Below are 17,342 nucleotides of genomic sequence, written 5' to 3'. Positions count from 1 at the left end.
TGTCTGTTCCGAGGGTCACGGGTTGCCTTCGGCCTCGACTCCGTCCCCGTTATCCATGACCCGACTCTCGTTTCCTCCCGGGCCGTCCTTTCTCGATCAGGCTGCCACGGCGACTTGGTATTTCCTGGATCACTGCGGCCCGGCTGCCACTGGCGCGCATATCGTCGTGCCGACGGCCGCGCAGATTCCTGGCGTGCGCCAGGCGCTGGATGCCGCTGCGCGCGCCGCCGGGCAGCCCCGTTTGCTACCGCGTGTGCTGACGCTCGGGCACTGGCTGCTGGACCTTCCCCCCGATCTTGCTGCCGACCCGACACCCACGCGTGGCCATGCCGCGCGCCTATTGGCGGTGCAACAGGCGATTCGCTCACAGGATTGGCTGCGGACCGCCTTTGGCGCCCAGACAGAGGGGGCGGCATGGGGACTGGCGCAGACGCTGCTATCGATCAGTGACGAACTGAGTGCGCGCTGGCTGGAGGACGCGGCGATCCGCGGAGACGATGATCTCGAGGGCGACGATAGCGACGAGCGGGCGGCGCTCCTGCAAGGCGCGCTGCAACGTACTTATGCGCACCTGTCCGAGCGCTTTCTCGGGCAGGAGGCGCAGATCGTGCTTGCCTTCTGGCAAATGCTGTCGGGGCCGGACGACCCGCTTCCGGCACGACGCCGGGCGCTACAGCGCATGGCGCAGCAGGTTGCAGGGCCGGTGGTCTGGATTGGCCCGACATCGCCGGAACCGGTTGAAGCCAGATTCCTCGAGCAGGCCGGCGAACTCGTGCCGACGCTCGAGGTCGGCTACGACTGGACCGGCGCATCGGAAGCGGGGGGAGAGTCCGACTGGTATCGGACGCTGCTTGCGCTGTGGCCCGAGGCCCGGCGCGACGGGGACAGTAGTGCCGACAGCGAACCGTTCGCGGCACCGCCGGCCTTGCCCGCTGCGTTGTCGGCCGAATTGCCGGCCGAACGTCCGCGTGTCCGCGTTATCGGCAGCGCGCGCTTCGAGGATGAAGCCGCCGCAGCAGCGGACCAGCTCGTGCAATGGCTCAACGAAGGCCGCAGGCATGTGGCGCTCGTGGCCCACGACCGCGTGGTGGCCCGCCGCGCCCGCGCGTTGCTGGCGCGTGCCGGAGCGCCTGTCCGCGATGAAACCGGCTGGAAGTTGTCGACCACGCGCGCAGCCGCCGCGCTGATGCGCTGGTTTGACGTGCTGGCGCGCGATGGCGATAGCGCGGCACTGCTCGACCTGCTCAAGAGCCCGTTTTGCCTGCCTGCATTCGAGCATCGCGGCGCGGCGATCGCGCTGATGGAGCGCCGCATCCGTCGCGCTGTAGTTACCGGAGGCTGGGCCAGACTGGCGCATCTGTTTGCAGAGCGTGAGCGAGCGGCAGGCGCGCTGGTCGACGCGGAGACGATGGAGGCCAGCGATGCCGAACTGCAGATTCGCGCTGCGGCTCGCACGCTGATTGCCACGCTGGCCGACGAGGCCGCGCAGTGGCCACGGGGCCTCGCGCAACAGCCGCTCCATGTCTGGCTGGGCCGCCTCGACGCCATGCTTGACACGCTCGATATGCGTGTCGCGCTGGCTGCCGACGATGCCGGGCGGCAACTGCTGGATGCGCTGGCGAAGCTGGGCGACTTGCCCGACGACGAGACCGGCAGCCACGCCACGCTGAACCAACAGGAGTTTCGTGCGATGCTGTCGGCATTGCTCGAATCGGTGGCTTACAAGGAGCCCTCGGCGCAGAGCCAGTCGCGCATCACGATCCTGCCGCTCAACGGCGCCCGGATGCGACGGTTCGACGGCGTGGTGGTAGTCGGCTGCGATGACGCGCAGTTGCCGTCCAGCGCGGCTGAGTTGATGTTCTTCTCGAACCAGATGCGACGCGAGCTTGGGCTCGAAGACCGCGAGGCCCGCTTTGCCCAGCAGGCCCGGGATCTGGCCGAAGTGCTGCTCAACAACAGCGACGTCGTGCTGACGTGGCAACGCATCGGCAGCCGGGGCGAGCCGCATCATGTCTCCGGCTGGATCGAGCGGTTATCCGCATGTTGCGCGCGAGCGGGCACGCCGATCGAAGCCAGCGCCACGCCCGCTCTGCACGATACCTTCGCGCAGCCCGCCGGAATGCCTGCGCCGGTGGCGCCCGAGCGCGTGCCAGAGCGCTGGAGCGCGCAGGCGTACAACACGTTGCGCCGTTGCCCCTATCAGTTCTTCGCCAGCCGGATGCTGGGCCTTTCCGGGCTCGACACGCTCAGCGACGACCTCGAGAAGCGCGATATCGGCAACCTGCTGCATCGCGTGCTGCTGCAATACCACGAGGAGATCCATGCCTCTGGCGAGCGTGACAGCGACCGGCGTCTGGCGCGTCTGCGGGAAATCTCGGATACCTCGTTCGGCAAGCAGATTGCCGAGGACGGCAATGCCATCAGCTATTACCGCCGCTGGATGGAAGTCCTGCCGTCGTACGTGGCATGGCAGGCTGAGCGTGAGGAAGCGGGCTGGCACTGGCGCGGTGGCGAATTCGATGCCGGCGTGGATGTGGCGATGCCCGATGGCGTACCGCTGCGGCTGGCCGGCCGGATCGACCGGCTCGACAAGGGACCGGATGGCGCACATGCGGTGCTCGATTACAAGACCCAGCCAGCCAGCCGCCTGCGGCGCAAGGCCGGTGATGCCGAGGAAGACTGCCAGTTGGCGTTCTACGGTCTGCTTCGGGCCGATGCCGTGGCGGGAAGCTGGGTGGCGCTGGAAGGTGTGAAGCAGGGCGGCCGCGATAGTTCGCCCGGTGCCCAGCGGGAAGTCGATCTGCCGGAATTTCAGGCGGCGGTGACTTGGCTCGAGCGCCAGTTGCGGCATGACGTCGTGCGTTTGCGGCAAGGCGCGAAGCTGCCCGCGATCGGCGATGCCGCCGCCTGTACTTATTGCGATGCCCGCGGCCTGTGCCGCAAGGGCTTCTGGGAGTCCACCGCGTTGCCGGATCTGCAGTCATGACCGAAGTTCACGCCTATTTGCGCGATGGCCAATCCGTGGGCGAGGCCGATTTTACGCGCGCCGCCTGCGACCCCGGCCGCTCCGTGGTGGTGGAGGCCTGCGCGGGCAGCGGCAAGACGTGGCTGCTGGTGGCGCGTCTGGTCCGTCTGCTGCTGGCCGGCGCCGCGCCGCATGAGATCCTGGCTATCACCTTTACGCGCAAGGCCGCCGAGGAAATGCGCGAGCGCCTGCTCGAAGTGCTGTCGCAGCTTGCCGGCGGAACTGATGAGGCGGTGTTGACGCAGCTGGAAATGCGCGGGCTGTCTCCAGACGCCGCGCGCGCGGCATTGCCCCGCGCGCGGACGCTACATGCACAAGTGCTGGCGTCACCGGGCCGCATGGCGATCGACACGTTCCACGGCTGGTTCGGCACGTTGTTGCGCGGGGCGCCGCTGTCGTCGGGCATCGTGCCCGGCGCGTCGCTCCGCGAGGATGCCTTGCGCATGAAGCGCGAGGCCTGGGCGCCGTTCTGGCGCGCGCTGGCGCAGCCGCAATACGCTGATCTGCGCGAAGCCTATGAAGCGCTGGTCGATGCGATCGGTGACTTCCAGGCACGGGGTCTGCTTGATCGGATGTTCCACGCACGCAACGAGTGGTTTGCGTTCAAGGAGTCGGGCGATCCCGCCACGAAGCTGGCGCAGGATCTTGGTGACGATGCCACCTCCGACATTTTGGTGGACGCGCTCTGCGACGACGACTGGCTCGAGGAATGCGCGCAGATGGCACTGCTGCTCGGTCGTGGCGGGAAGACCGAGCAGGGGCACGCGTCGAAGATCATCGACGGACTGCGCGCGATCCGCGCATGGCGCGACGCGGGCGCCGCGCCGGGCGAGGCCGCCGCCAACGCATTCCAGTTGCTGCGTGCCGCGTTTTTCACCGATGCGGGCAAGCCGCGCTCGCTGCGTCGTACCACGGCATTGGCCAAGGTGTGCGGTAGCGAAGGTGCCGTTGACGAATTGCTGGATCAGCACGCAGAGCACTGCGCACGACTGGACGAGATCGCGGCGCGCCGCTGCGAGGCCATGGTGCTCGCGATCAACCTGGCGCTGTACCGTCTGGGCGATGCACTGCTCGAACGTTATCAGCGCCACAAGGGCGACCAGCGTGCGATGGACTTCGCGGACCTCGAATGGCTGGCGGCGAAGCTGATGGCCGACGAGGAAACCGCCACGTACCTGCAGGTGCGTCTCGACGCGCGATATCGTCACCTGCTGCTTGACGAGTTCCAGGACACGAACCCGCTCCAATGGCGCATCCTGCAGGGCTGGCTGGCCGGCTATCAGGGGCTGGGAGAGAAGCCCACCGTGTTTCTGGTTGGCGATCCCAAACAGTCGATCTACCGTTTCCGTCGCGCGGACGCGCGCCTGTTCGATGCCGCGCGGGTCATGCTTCAGGACGGATTCGGCGCCACCGTGCTGCGTACCAACCGCACGCGCCGCAATCGCCCCGAGGTGCTCGACTGGGTCAACGCCGTGTTCGATCACGCACGCGCGGAAGGGCGCTATCCGCTCTACGAAACGCAAACCACGGCGCTCGGCGGTCCGGCCGGACCGGTCTGGCTGCTGCCGCTCGTCGAGCCAGAGGAAGCAGAGGATGACGAAGCATCCGAGGGCGATGGCCATCGCGATACGCTGACCCAGCCACGCACGCAGAAAGGCGACTCCCTGCGTTACGAGGAAGGTCGCCGCGTGGCAGCCTGGCTGCACTATCTGCGCGACCAGGTGCCCGTGAGGGAAGGCGATGGCACTCGCCCGGCGGGCTGGCGCGACATGCATCTGCTGGTGCGACGCAAGACCTTTCTGGCTGATTACGAACGAGCGATGCGCGAGGCCGGCATCCCGTGCCTGAGCCCGCGCCGTGGCGGCTTGCTGACGACGCTGGAAGCACTCGATCTCTCAGCGCTCCTGGCGTTCCTGATGACACCGGAATCGGATCTCGACCTCGCGCATGTTCTCAAGAGCCCGCTCGTGGGCGCGACTGACGACGATCTGGTGCTGCTGGCCATGATGGAGGGCGAAGGTGGATGGTGGGCACGCATCGAGGCGCTGGGACTGCCCGAGCGCGTTTCCGATTCGCTGCGAACGGGTGTCGCGCGCTTGCGCGGCTGGCTGGCGCTCGCGCCGCACAAGCCCGTGCATGATCTGGTCGACCAGATCTATCACCAGGGAGAGGTGCGTCGCCGTTATGCCGAAGCCGCGCCTGCCGCCATTCGCGAACAGGTGCTGGCCAATCTCGATGCCTTCCTGAAGCTGTCGCTCGACCTTGATGGCGGACGCTATCCGAGCCTGCCCAAGTTCATCGATGAGCTGCAGGAAATTCGGCGTGGTGACGAGGATGAAAGCCCCGATGAGGGCGGCATGGGCGAAGGTGTCGAGGATACCGAGGCGGAGTCAGACGACGCCGCAGACAATCAGCTCGATGCCGTTCATATTCTGACGGTGCACGCGGCAAAGGGCCTCGAGGCGCCGTTCGTGATTCTGCTCGATGCGAATCACAGCGATCCGGCGGCGGATCGTGGTGGCATTCTGGTCGACTGGCCGCCGACATCGGCGGTGCCACGGCATTTTTCCGCCTACGGCAAGCGTGACGAGCGCGGCATGGCTCGCGCGCCGCTGTTCGACGCCGAAGCGGCGCTGGCCGATCGCGAAAACTGGAATCTGCTCTACGTGGCGATGACGCGCGCGCAGCAAGGCCTGCTGGTTAGCGGCATCAAGGGGCGCGCGAGCAAGGCGGAGAAGGAAGATGCGCCAGGGGCGGAGATCGCCGGAAGCTGGTACGTGCGTCTGGCTGCGGCGGGTGTCGGTGACGAGATCACGGCTTATCCCGAGACCGACGTCGCGGCAGTCGATACCCTGACCGCCGCCAGCGAGCGCATCCGCTATACCGATTTCCGGCTGCGCTATCGCGATGCGGCTGACGACCGCTTGCCGATCGACGATGCGGACGACGAGGCCGAGGGCATCGTGTTCGATGCCGATGCCGCTGCACATGGCGAACTGGTGCACGCGCTGCTCGAACGTGTCTCGCGCTATCCCGATGCGCATGGCAGCTTGCCCGACGTGGAAACGGTCTTGCGCTGGTTCCCGCTGACTGGCGCGGGTGCGCCGAACGCGCGTGAGCGCTGGCGGCAGCAGGCCGAGGCGGCCGTCGCGGACCTGCGCGCAATGCTTGAGGCCCCGGCACTGCGCGAACTGATGTTCCCGGTGGATGCCGTGTCGGCACGCAATGAGGTGGAGCTTTATGACGGCCGCGGGCGGTTGCTGCGAATCGACCGGCTGGTGGAATTCGACGAGCGGGTCGTCATCATCGACTACAAGCTCAGGCTGTTGCCGCAGGAACATGCGGGCTATCGCACGCAGCTCTTGCGCTACGCAGCGGCGGTGGCGCCGATGTTTCCGGGCAAGCGGATCGAGGCTGGCGTGGCCACGGCGGCCGGAGAATGGATCGATGTGGAGCTTCTGCGTGCCTCGGCGTCACAGGCGGTACCTATCGCCACGACGCAGCAGGGGTCATTGTTCTGAGCGCACCCGGCCTGTGCCCGATTCGCAAAACAGGCGCACAATAGGATGTTTCTGGCGCGCGAAAACGGGCGGGCGCCAGAGATTAATCAGGGAATTGCCGGGAGATAAAAGCAGAAAGGGGAATTAGGGGGACGAGCCTGACCCTCGGCACTGGTGGAAAACGGCTGTGGCTGCTTCGTTCCCGACCTGACCAGGTTGACCGCGCCGCCATGCGAGGAGGCCCGTCCGACCGGCATTGTAACGCAACCTTGAGAGGCTTTCCAATTTTGTATTCTTGCCAAGGACTTTGGCTGGTTGTTTGATCTGAAGCGGGGTTGGCGTCCTGCCATGCTGGCAGCATGGCGGACGGCAAATTCGGGCCGGAAAGCTCTCAACTGACAGGCTGGGGACATGAACGCAAACGACCAGATCCTCCGCGGCGCGCTTGCGCCGCAAGACATCTCCATCGAAGTACTCCAGGAAAAATACGCCAAGGGCGAGGAGCAGACCATTGACGATGTGCGTCGCCGTGTGGCGCGCGCGCTCGCGGAGGTGGAACCTGCCGACAAACGCGAGGCCTGGGCCTCGCGCTTTCTTTGGGCGCTGGAAGGCGGCTTCGTGCCGGCCGGGCGTATCAACTCGGCGGCTGGCACAGGCATTCAAGCTACGCTGATCAACTGCTTCGTCCAGCCTGTGGGCGACTCGGTTTCCCAGGTGCGTGGCGGTAAGCCGAGCATCTATACCGCCGTGGCCCAGGCTGCGGAGACGATGCGGCGCGGCGGCGGTGTCGGCTATGACTTTTCCTCGATCAGGCCGGGTGGCGCGCTGGTGCGTGCCACGCACTCGCGCGCATCGGGGCCGGTGTCGTTCATGAAGGTGTTCGATGCATCGTGTGCCACCGTGGAATCGGCCGGCGCACGGCGCGGCGCGCAGATGGGCGTGCTGCGCTGCGACCACCCCGATATCGAGAGCTTTATCCACGCCAAGGACCGTGGCGACCTGACCAACTTCAATATCTCGATTGGCGTCACCGACGAGTTCATGCAAGCGGTGGCGGCTGATGGGGAAATCGAACTGATCCACGAGGCCGAGCCTGGCGCGGACGGTATCGCGGCGGGCGCCTATCGCCGCGACGACGGCCAGTGGGTGTATCGGCGTGTGCCGGCCCGTCGGCTGTGGGACCAGGTCATGCAGGCCACCTATGACCACGCAGAGCCTGGCATCCTGTTCCTGTCGCGCATCAACGCCGACAACAATCTCTATTACTGCGAGACGATCGAGGCCACCAACCCGTGCGCCGAGCAGCCGTTGCCGTCGTATGGCTGCTGCTGCCTGGGCTCGATCAACCTGACGCGCTTCGTACGCCGCCCGTTTACCGATCAGGCCAGCTTCGATTTCGAGGCGTTTGCCGAGGTCGTGCGCGTTTCGACGCGGATGCTCGACAACGTGCTCGACATCACCTACTGGCCGTTGCCCGAGCAGCAGGCCGAGGCGCAAGCCAAGCGTCGTATCGGCCTGGGGTTCCTGGGGCTTGGTAGCGCACTGGTGATGCTGGGTCATCGCTATGACACCGATGCGGCGCGCGCGCTTGCGGGGCGGATCTCCGAGACCATGCGCGATCACGCCTATCTGGCATCGGTCGAACTCGCCGAGGAGAAGGGCCGCTTCCCGTTGTTCGATGCCGACGCCTATCTGAGTGGCGGCTTCGTGAGCCGCCTGCCCGAGCCCATCCGCGATGCCATCCGCGAACACGGCCTGCGCAACTCGCACCTGCTTTCGATCGCGCCAACTGGCACGATCACGCTTGCCTTTGCCGATAACGCGTCAAATGGGATCGAGCCGGCCTTCTCGTGGACCTACAACCGGCGCAAGCGGATGCCCGACGACAGCTATCGCACGTTCGAGGTGGCCGACCATGCATGGCGGCTCTATCGCCATATGGGCGGCGACGTCGAGCAGTTGCCGGAGAGCTTCGTCACGGCGCTCCAGATGTCTGCCATTGACCATATGCGGATGCTGGAGGCGGTCCAGCCCTATATCGACACGAGCATCAGCAAGACTGTGAACGTGCCGGAGGACTATCCGTACGAAGCCTTCCGCAATCTCTACCTCGAAGCGTGGAAGGCCGGGCTCAAGGGGCTCGCCACGTATCGGCCGAACCAGGTGCTTGGCGCGGTGCTGTCGGTCACCCCGGCCGCCACGGCCACCACGGCGCCGGCGCCCGCCACGCCGAGCGAGGACGATCCGCTGACGCGGCCGTTCGGTAGCCGGCCACTCGGCGATCTGGAAGGCGTGACGTCGAAGGTCGAGTATTTGACCTATGAGGGTCACAAGACGGTCTACCTGACCGTCAACTTCATGCAGGTGTCCGGCACGATCGGTGGCCAGCCGGTGACGATCGAGCGGCCAATCGAGTTCTTCATGCCCGCGGGGCAGCGTTCCGAGGGCCAGCAGTGGATCACGTCGACGATGCGGCTATTGTCGATGGTGGCCCGCTCGGGCGGACCGATCGCCAAGGCGCTGGCCGATATGCGGAACGTGGTCTGGGACAAGGGCACGGTCCGCTACGGCTCCCTGGCCCGCCAGGACGGCACCGAGGTGCCGCGCTTCCATGATTCGGAGGTGGCGGCGCTGAGTTACGCGATTCAACGCATCCTGATCAAGCGTGGTTTCCTGGACGAGGAGGGCAGCCAGGTACCGGTGGTGGCGCTGGCTGCCCGTCTGGCCCGGCGCGAAGGCGGCGAGGCGGCTGTGGCGCTGGCTTCGCCGGCCGAAGCGGCGCCCGCCGCCAAACTGGCTGCCGGGATTGGCACCGGCAAGCCGTGCCCCGAGTGTGGCGCTCACGCCCTGCACAAGGTGGACGGCTGCGCCAAGTGCGCCAATTGCGGTTATGTGGGCGAGTGTGGCTAGCCGGCGACCCTTCACGGATGGCGGCGGCGTGCGATAGCATCTGGCAACTCCAAATCCAGGTCTGACCCAGGTCCGCCTTTTGCTACAATCGCCGCCATGAGTTATCAAGTTCTAGCGCGCAAATGGCGCCCCAGGGATTTCACCACGCTGGTCGGCCAGGAGCACGTGGTCCGCGCGCTCACGCACGCGCTGGAACAGCAGCGGCTGCATCACGCCTACCTGTTCACCGGCACGCGCGGCGTCGGCAAGACCACGCTGTCCCGGATTCTGGCCAAGGCCCTCAATTGCACCGGCCCTGACGGCAACGGCGGCATCACCGCCCAGCCTTGCGGCCAGTGCAAGGCCTGCACGGAAATCGACAGCGGGCGTTTCGTCGACTACATCGAGATGGACGCGGCGTCGAACCGCGGCGTCGACGAGATGGCGCAGCTGCTCGACAAGGCGATCTACGCCCCGACGGCCGGCCGCTTCAAGGTCTACATGATCGACGAAGTGCACATGCTGACCAACCACGCCTTCAACGCCATGCTGAAGACGCTGGAGGAGCCGCCCGAGCACGTCAAGTTCATCCTGGCCACGACCGATCCGCAGAAGATTCCGGTCACCGTGCTGTCACGCTGCCTGCAGTTCAATCTGAAGCAGATGCCGCCGGGCCACATCGTCTCGCACCTCGACCACATCCTGGCCCAGGAAGGGATCAGCCATGACGGTAGCGCGCTGCGCCTGCTGGCGCAGGCCGCCCACGGGTCGATGCGCGATGCGCTGTCGCTGACCGACCAGGCCATTGCCTACAGTGCCGGCCAGGTGTCGGAAGAGGCAGTGCGCGGCATGTTGGGGGCAATCGACCAGAGCTACCTCGTGCAACTGCTCGATGCGCTGGCTGCCGAAGACGGCGCCACGATGCTCGGCATCGCCGATTCGATGGCCGACCGCAGCCTGTCGTTTGCCGGGGCGCTGCAGGATCTTGGCTCGCTGCTGCACAAGGTCGCGCTGGCACAGGCCGTGCCGGCTTCCGTGCAGGACGAATGGCCCGAAGCCGAGGACGTGCGCCGCCTGGCCCGGCAGTTCGACGCGCAGGAAACCCAGCTTTTCTACCAGATTGCCAACCTTGGCCGCAGCGAACTGGCGCTGGCGCCGGACGAATACGCCGGCTTCACGATGACGTTGCTGCGAATGCTGGCGTTCCGGCCGTCCACTGCTCCCGCTTCGTCGGTCGGCGGACAGGGCGGTGGCGGACAGCAGGTGGTACGCCCGCGCCCGGCTGGCACGACGAGCGCCGCACCGTCGCCTCGGGCCATGGCATCGGCTGTTGCCGAGCCTGTGGCGGCCGAGCCGGTCAAGGTCGCGCCAGTGGTCGCGCCGGCAGCGCCGACAGCGCCGATTACGGCCGCTGCTCCGGCCGCATCCGCAGCACCCGCCATGCCCGCTGTGCCAGCGAAGTCAGCCGAACCCGCGCCGCCCCAGGCTGACGTGGATACGTCGATGTCGCCAGCCCGTGCGGCGTTGGCCGCCGCGCGTCAAGCTTCCGCCGGTCGTGCTGGCCGACCGATGTCGGCTGCGCCAAACGCAGGTGCCGCCGCCGCGGCCAGTTCGCGCCCGGCTGCGCAGCCGCTGCGTCCGCCTTCCGCCTCACGGCCGGCTACCACTGCCGCGCCGGCTCCGGCTCCGGCAGTTGCGCCTGCCGCTGCGCCGGTAGTGACGCCGGTAGTGACGCAGGCTGTCGCTCCGAGCAAGGCTGCTGCCGCCCCTGTCGCGGCCGCGCGCCCGGCACCGGTCGCCAAGCCTGCGCCGCAACCCGAAGCCAAGTCCGTCCCGCCGTGGGAAGCCGCGGGTGCAAGTGACGTGCCGCCGTGGGAAGAGATGCCGCCCGATCTGCCTGTGATCGGTCCGTACGACAGCGATCCGGGCTATGACCCGAGCTTCGGTGGTTTCGACAACGGCTTTGATTCCGACAGCGCCGATCGCGCGCCGCGCGCGGCTCGTAAGCCCGCGCCGACGCAATCGGCAGCCAAGCCGATCAGCAAGCCCGAGCCGGAACCGGCAGCGCAACTGGCACCTGCCGTCCCGCAAGTGGCGCCAAGCGCAGGCGAGGATGGCACGCCACCGGTTTTCACAGGCGACTGGCCCGAGTTCGCCGCCACCCTGCCGCTCAAGGGGCTGGCCCAGCAGCTTGCCCATCAAAGCGAGTTGCATCGCGTGGTCGGCCGCACGCTGCATCTGCGCGTGCCGGTTGCGGCGATTGCCGAGGCTAACGTCGCGGAGCGGCTTCAGGCAGCGCTGGTCGAGCATTTCCGCGTCGATGTGCGTGTGCAATGCGTCGTTGGCGGCGTGACGCATACCGCGGCGGCTGTCGATGCCGCGGCGCGTGCCGAACGCCAGCGCGAAGCCGAAGCCGAGATCGACCGCGACCCGTTTGTACAAGGTCTGTTGCGGGAGTTCGGTGGCCAGATCGTGCCAGGGTCGATCCAGCCGCGCGCAGCCTGAATTTCAAGTTTCAAGTGGCGGCCGCCTGACCAACGGTCGCGCCGCCCGCCCCCATCCACACGTATTCAAGGAGTGATCCCATGATGAAAGGTCAACTGGCCGGGCTGATGAAGCAAGCCCAGCAGATGCAGGAAAACATGAAGAAGATGCAGGAGCAGCTTGCCCAGATCGAGGTCGAGGGCCAGTCCGGCGCCGGCCTTGTGAAGGTGGTGATGACCTGCAAGAACGACGTCAAGCGCGTCACGATCGATCCGAGCCTGCTGGCCGATGACAAGGACCTGCTGGAAGACCTGGTAGCCGCCGCGTTCAACGACGCCGTGCGCAAGGCCGAGGCCACCACGCAAGAAAAGATGGGTTCGATGACGTCGGGTCTGCCGCTGCCTCCGGGCTTCAAGCTGCCATTCTGATGACACGTTCCGACCAGGCGGCTCTGTCATGAGAGCGGCGCCGCCCACCTCGCTGCAGGCGCTGATCGAGGCGCTCAAGGTGCTGCCCGGCGTTGGACCGAAGTCGGCCCAACGCATGGCGTATCACCTGCTGCAGCACGACCGCGAAGGCGCGCGCAAGCTTGGCGACGCGCTGCGCGGGGCCGTCGATGGCATCCGCCATTGCACGCGCTGCAATACCTTCACCGAACTCGAAATCTGCGGAACCTGCAGCGATCCAGAGCGTGACGCGACGCTGCTCTGCGTGGTCGAAACGCCGGCCGATCAGGTCATGATCGAGCAGACGCTGACCTATCGCGGCCAGTATTTCGTGCTGATGGGGCGGCTCTCGCCGCTCGACGGCATCGGTCCGAAGGAGATTCATCTCGACCGCCTGCTGGCACGTGCTACTGACCCCGAACTCGGCGGCCCGGCCAGCGAGGTGATCGTCGCCACCAACTTCACCAGTGAGGGCGAGGCCACCGCGCACTACATCGGCGAAATGCTGAAGGCGCGCGGGCTGAAGGTCTCGCGTCTGGCGCGAGGCGTGCCGGTGGGTGGCGAACTGGAATACGTGGATGCGGGCACCATCGCCCGCGCCGTGATGGACCGTCGCACCCTGTAACGGACCATGAATCTGGCGCGCTTCGATCTCGTCACGCTGGGGCTGTTTGTGGCCGTGGCACGGCAGGGCAGTATCTCGGCCGGCGCGCGGCAATCGCATCTGGCCGTGGCGGCTGCCAGCAAGCGAATCTCCGACCTGGAGACCGCGGTCGGGGCGCCGCTGTTTTTCCGCCATGCCGCTGGCGTGCAGCTTACCGAGGCGGGGCAGGCCTGCTTCCACCACGCGCTGACCATCCTGCAGGACGTGGAGCGCATGGCCGGGGTGATGTCCGACTACGCCTCGGGTGTGCGCGGGCAGGTGCGAGTCTGTGCCAATACCTCGGCCATCACGCAGTTTCTTCCCGATGATCTGGCGCAGTTCATGCGCCAGCATCCCACCATCCGCATCGAACTCGAAGAACACAATAGCAGCGACATCGTTGCCGCTGTCATGGAAAACCGGGCCGATGTGGGCATCTTCGCCGACCGCACGCCGTGCGCGGGACTGGTGACGCTCGAGTATCGGCAGGACGAACTCGTCATCATCACGCCGCCGGGGCATCCACTGGCGCAAAACGGTCCGGTCCACTATGCCGATGCGCTCGAATACGACTTCGTCAGCTTGCCGCAGGTGACCTCGCTGGCGGCGCGGCTGTTGGAAGAAAGTAGTCGGCTCGAGCGGCAGTTTCGGCTGCGCATCCAGGTGCGGAGCTTCGACGCGATGTGTCGCATGGTCATGGCCGGTCTGGGCGTGGGGGTGCTGCCGCGGATCGCCGCGGAGCCGCACGTCAAGTCGATGGGGCTCTCGCTGGTCGGTCTGCGGGACGCCTGGGCGCGCCGATCGCTGCTGATCGGCATGCGAGACCCGGCCGGGCTCACGGTCTCGGCGCGGCTGTTGATCAGCCATCTCTGCGGCGACCGCGCGCCATTCTGAGTCCCCGAGCCCGCTTCTGAACCCTCTAGGGTTCTCCCTGATCTTTCGCATTCCGAGAAAGCCCGCTTTCCGGAATGCCGATTCCGCATCACCCCGCCGCTGGGGCACACTCCGTCGAAACTACGCCAATCCACCCCAATCGGGGTCAGTTTCTCGGAGACACTCATGGCGCGACAGATTCTCGACGGCATCCGCGTTCTCGAACTGGGCCAGCTGATTGCAGGCCCCTTTGCCGCCAAGACACTTGCCGATTTCGGCGCACACGTGGTCAAGGTGGAGCCGCCCGGGCAGGGCGATCCGCTGCGAAAGTGGCGCATGTTGCACGAAGATACCTCGGTCTGGTGGGAAGCCCAGTCGCGCAACAAGCAGTCGATTGCCATCGACCTGCGCCAGCCGGAGGGGCAGGCTCTGGTACGCAAGCTGGCCAGCGAGGCCGACGTCCTGATCGAGAACTTCCGCCCGGGAACCATGGAGAAATGGGGGCTCGGCTGGGATGTGCTTCATGCCGACAATCCAAAGCTGATCATGGTGCGGGTCTCGGGCTACGGCCAGAGCGGCCCGAAGCGGGATGAGCCCGGCTTTGCGGCGGTGGCCGAAGCGATGAGCGGGCTGCGCTACCTGACCGGCGAGCCTGGACGCCCGCCCGTGCGCGCGGGCTTGTCGCTGGGTGACACGATCGCCGGCCTGCATGGCGCGCTTGGCGTGCTGCTGGCGCTGTACGAACGCGATGCGCGTGGTGGTAAAGGCCAGGTCATCGACGTGGCGCTGTATGAGTCGCTGTTCAATCTGAGCGAAAGCCTGTTGCCCGAGTACTCCGCGTTCGGCGCTGTGCGCCAGCCGGCCGGGGGTGCCTTGCCGGGAATCGCGCCGTCGAATGCCTACCTGTGCGGCTGCGGCGAGTATGTGCTGATCGCCGCCAACGGCGACGCGATCTTCCGCCGCCTGATGGCCGCGATGGGTCGCAACGACCTGGGCGAAGACCCGGCGCTGGCACGCAATGATGGCCGCGTGAAGCGTGTCGACGAGATCGATGCCGCGATTACCGCCTGGACGAAGACACAAACCGTGGCCTCCGCGCTGGAAGTGCTGCGTACCGCCGACGTGCCGTCTGGCCGCATCTACACCGTCAAGGACATTGCCGAAGACCCGCACTACCGGGCGCGCGGCGTAATCGAGACGGTGACATCCGCGAAGGGCCTGCAGGTGGAGGTGCCAGGCATCATGCCGAAGCTGTCGGGCAATCCCGGCGGCATCCACGATCGCGCGCCGACGCTGGGCGAGCATACCGATTCCGTGCTGGCCGATGCCGGCTTCGACGCGGCGGCCATTGCCGACCTGCGTAATCGCGGAGTGATTGCATGAGTGCCAAGATGAGTGCTGCTACGTATCCGCTGTCAGGCCCGGCGAAGGTCGAGATCAACGAAGTCGCCCCGCGCGACGGGCTGCAGATCGAACCGTTCATCGTTCCCACCGAGGGCAAGGTCGCTTTCGTCAATGCGCTGGCCCGCTGCGGTTTCGCGCGTATCGAAGCTACGTCGTTCACGTCGGCCCGCGCCATTCCCGCGCTGGCAGATGCGGAGGCCGTGATGCATCAGGTCGAGCGCGTCGCCGGCGTTGGGCTGACCGTGCTGGTGCCGAACCTGCGCGGGCTGGAGCGCGCACTGTCGTGTCGCCCCGACGAGGTCAATCTGGTGATGTCGTCCAGCGAGACGCACAATCGCGCCAATCTGCGCATGACGCGCGAGCAGTCGCAGGCCCAGTTGCTGGCGATGATCGCGGAAGCGGGCAAGGCCGGCGTGCCTGTCAACGTGTCGCTGTCGACCGTGTTCGGCTGCCCGTTCGAGGGCGACGTCAGCGAAGCTGAGGTCATGCGCCTGGCGAAGGCGTTTGCCGATGCCGGCGCGGCGGGTATCACCCTGTGCGATACCACGGGCATGGCCTATCCCAACCAGGTGGCCGCGCTCTGCGAGACGTTCCAGCGCGCCTTGCCGAAGACTGGCCTGACGATTCACCTGCACAACACCCGAGGCATGGGCCTGGCGAACGCGATCGCCGCGTGGCAGACCGGCGTGACGCGGTTCGACGCCGCGGCCGGTGGGTTGGGTGGGTGCCCCTACGCGCCCGGCGCGAGCGGCAACGTCAGCACCGAGGAACTTGTGCACATGTTCGCGTCGATGGGCGTGGATACGGGTGTCGAACTGGGCGCGCTGCTCGACGTGGTCGCTGGCGTCTCCGATCTGGTGCAGCGCGACGTGTCCAGCCAACTCCTGCGCGCCGGCCCGCGCCTGCGCACGCATCAGCCGCCTGCGTGGATGGAAGAGTTTTTCGCCAAGGCTTGATGGCAGGCATCAACCGACAGATTTTTTGAGTCCCCCAATAAAACATACGGAGACAACCATGAAACGCACACTGATTGGTGCCGGCACACTGCTGGCTGCCGCCGGTCTGGCCATGTCCGCCACCGCGCACGCCCAGGAAGGCACGTACCCCAATCGCCCGATCATGCTCGTGGTGTCGGCCGCTGCCGGTGGCACGACCGATCTGGCCGCCCGCATGATTTCAGAGCCGCTGTCGAAGGCGCTCGGACAATCGGTGGTGGTGGACAACAAGCCGGGCGGCAATGGCACGATTGCCGCGCAGGCTGTGCAACGGGCCAAGCCGGATGGCTACACGCTGCTGGTGCAGTACTCGGGCTATCACGTGATCACGCCGTTGCTGACCAAGACTTCGTGGGACCCGGTCAGGGACTTCGCGCCGGTGGCCAACCTGCTGTCGGCGCCGCAGGTGTTGGTGGTGCGTTCCAGCCTGCCGGTGAAGTCGCTGAAGGAGCTGGTGGCCTACGCCAAGGCCAATCCGAACAAGCTCAACTACGCATCGTCGGGCAATGGGTCGCTGCAGCACGTCTCGACCGAATTGCTCAACGAGATGGCGGGTATCCAGATCACGCACGTGCCCTATAAGGGCACGGGTCCAGCGATGACCGACCTGCTCGGCGGCAATGTCGACATGACGATCACCACGCCGCCGCCGCTGATGGGCCATATCGCCGCCGGCAAGCTGCGCCCGCTCGTGGTCACGAGCAAGACCCGGCTGCCCAGCCTGAAGGACGTGCCGTCGGCGCCGGAGGCCGGTTATCCCGATCTCGACGTTTCGTCCTGGTTTGCGATGTACGCGCCCGTGGGCACGCCCAAGCCTGTGATCGACCGGCTGACCACCGAGATCGAGAAGATCATGAAGTCGGAGGCGTTCCGCAAGAAGGCCGAGGAGCTTGGCGCGGAGGCGCGCTACATGAATCCGCAACAGCTCGACCAGTACCAGCGCGCCGAGTTGCAGCGCTGGACCAAGGTGATCAAGGCCGCCGATATCCACGCGGAATGACGGGTTGGCAAGCTGCCTGAAAGGGGCGGCGTGTAGCATGGCCGCCGCTGCGTCTGCCGGGATTAGGTATTGATCCCGATGCG

The 17,342-nt window shown here is 66.5% G+C and carries 10 protein-coding genes and 1 other RNA gene; 10 read left to right on the top strand and 1 reads right to left on the bottom strand.

Going from position 1 to position 17,342, the window contains the following annotated elements; genetic code table 11:
* Positions 1-55: 55 nt before the first annotated feature.
* Together RMET_RS10675 and RMET_RS10670 are read left to right on the top strand one after the other, a co-directional pair.
* Positions 56-2,986: a PD-(D/E)XK nuclease family protein gene (locus RMET_RS10675; protein WP_011516843.1), complete on the top strand. Its 2,931-nt coding sequence runs from the start codon at positions 56-58 to the stop codon at positions 2,984-2,986.
* Positions 2,983-6,546: a UvrD-helicase domain-containing protein gene (locus RMET_RS10670; protein ID WP_011516842.1), complete on the top strand. Its 3,564-nt coding sequence runs from the start codon at positions 2,983-2,985 to the stop codon at positions 6,544-6,546. The genes RMET_RS10675 and RMET_RS10670 overlap by 4 nt, the downstream gene beginning before the upstream one ends.
* Before the next feature lie 127 nt (positions 6,547-6,673).
* On the opposite strand, the gene ffs is transcribed toward RMET_RS10670, so the two are convergent.
* Positions 6,674-6,772: signal recognition particle sRNA small type (gene ffs, locus RMET_RS31800), an RNA gene on the bottom strand.
* A gap of 164 nt (positions 6,773-6,936) precedes the next feature.
* Here ffs and RMET_RS10665 point away from each other — a divergent pair.
* From RMET_RS10665 to RMET_RS10630, 8 genes are all read left to right on the top strand, one after another.
* Complete coding sequence (locus RMET_RS10665) at positions 6,937-9,435, top strand: adenosylcobalamin-dependent ribonucleoside-diphosphate reductase (protein ID WP_011516841.1); 2,499 nt, start codon at positions 6,937-6,939, stop codon at positions 9,433-9,435.
* 96 nt (positions 9,436-9,531) lie between these two features.
* Entirely contained in the window at positions 9,532-11,919 is a 2,388-nt protein-coding gene (locus RMET_RS10660; protein WP_011516840.1) for a DNA polymerase III subunit gamma/tau, read from the top strand.
* 80 nt (positions 11,920-11,999) lie between these two features.
* The gene (locus tag RMET_RS10655) at positions 12,000-12,326 is read left to right on the top strand and encodes a YbaB/EbfC family nucleoid-associated protein (protein WP_008647477.1); all 327 of its coding nucleotides are present in this window, start codon (positions 12,000-12,002) and stop codon (positions 12,324-12,326) included.
* 28 nt (positions 12,327-12,354) lie between these two features.
* Positions 12,355-12,969: a recombination mediator RecR gene (gene recR / locus RMET_RS10650; protein ID WP_008647479.1), complete on the top strand. Its 615-nt coding sequence runs from the start codon at positions 12,355-12,357 to the stop codon at positions 12,967-12,969.
* 6 nt (positions 12,970-12,975) lie between these two features.
* Positions 12,976-13,881, top strand: coding sequence for a LysR family transcriptional regulator (locus tag RMET_RS10645; protein ID WP_011516839.1), 906 nt, complete (start codon positions 12,976-12,978; stop codon positions 13,879-13,881).
* A gap of 165 nt (positions 13,882-14,046) precedes the next feature.
* The gene (locus tag RMET_RS10640) at positions 14,047-15,243 is read left to right on the top strand and encodes a CaiB/BaiF CoA transferase family protein (RefSeq protein WP_011516838.1); all 1,197 of its coding nucleotides are present in this window, start codon (positions 14,047-14,049) and stop codon (positions 15,241-15,243) included.
* An 8-nt stretch (positions 15,244-15,251) separates the two neighbouring features.
* On the top strand, positions 15,252-16,220 hold the full coding sequence (locus RMET_RS10635) for a hydroxymethylglutaryl-CoA lyase (protein WP_029309764.1): 969 nt from the start codon (positions 15,252-15,254) through the stop codon (positions 16,218-16,220).
* A 58-nt stretch (positions 16,221-16,278) separates the two neighbouring features.
* Entirely contained in the window at positions 16,279-17,259 is a 981-nt protein-coding gene (locus RMET_RS10630; RefSeq protein WP_011516836.1) for a Bug family tripartite tricarboxylate transporter substrate binding protein, read from the top strand.
* Positions 17,260-17,342 lie beyond the last annotated feature (83 nt).

Source organism: Cupriavidus metallidurans CH34, assembly GCF_000196015.1.
In the GTDB taxonomy this organism is placed as follows: domain Bacteria; phylum Pseudomonadota; class Gammaproteobacteria; order Burkholderiales; family Burkholderiaceae; genus Cupriavidus; species Cupriavidus metallidurans.
Note: the sequence above shows the minus strand (reverse complement) of the source record. Positions and strands in the feature narration are given on the sequence as shown.

Excerpts from the sequence above, each read along its gene's own strand:
- RMET_RS10675 (WP_011516843.1), top strand. The coding sequence starts at position 56 with ATGACCCGACTCTCGTTTCCTCCCGGGCCGTCCTTTCTCGATCAGGCT.
- RMET_RS10670 (WP_011516842.1), top strand. The coding sequence starts at position 2,983 with ATGACCGAAGTTCACGCCTATTTGCGCGATGGCCAATCCGTGGGCGAG.
- RMET_RS10665 (WP_011516841.1), top strand. The coding sequence starts at position 6,937 with ATGAACGCAAACGACCAGATCCTCCGCGGCGCGCTTGCGCCGCAAGAC.
- RMET_RS10660 (WP_011516840.1), top strand. The coding sequence starts at position 9,532 with ATGAGTTATCAAGTTCTAGCGCGCAAATGGCGCCCCAGGGATTTCACC.
- RMET_RS10655 (WP_008647477.1), top strand. The coding sequence starts at position 12,000 with ATGATGAAAGGTCAACTGGCCGGGCTGATGAAGCAAGCCCAGCAGATG.
- recR (WP_008647479.1), top strand. The coding sequence starts at position 12,355 with ATGAGAGCGGCGCCGCCCACCTCGCTGCAGGCGCTGATCGAGGCGCTC.
- RMET_RS10645 (WP_011516839.1), top strand. The coding sequence starts at position 12,976 with ATGAATCTGGCGCGCTTCGATCTCGTCACGCTGGGGCTGTTTGTGGCC.
- RMET_RS10640 (WP_011516838.1), top strand. The coding sequence starts at position 14,047 with ATGGCGCGACAGATTCTCGACGGCATCCGCGTTCTCGAACTGGGCCAG.
- RMET_RS10635 (WP_029309764.1), top strand. The coding sequence starts at position 15,252 with ATGAGTGCTGCTACGTATCCGCTGTCAGGCCCGGCGAAGGTCGAGATC.
- RMET_RS10630 (WP_011516836.1), top strand. The coding sequence starts at position 16,279 with ATGAAACGCACACTGATTGGTGCCGGCACACTGCTGGCTGCCGCCGGT.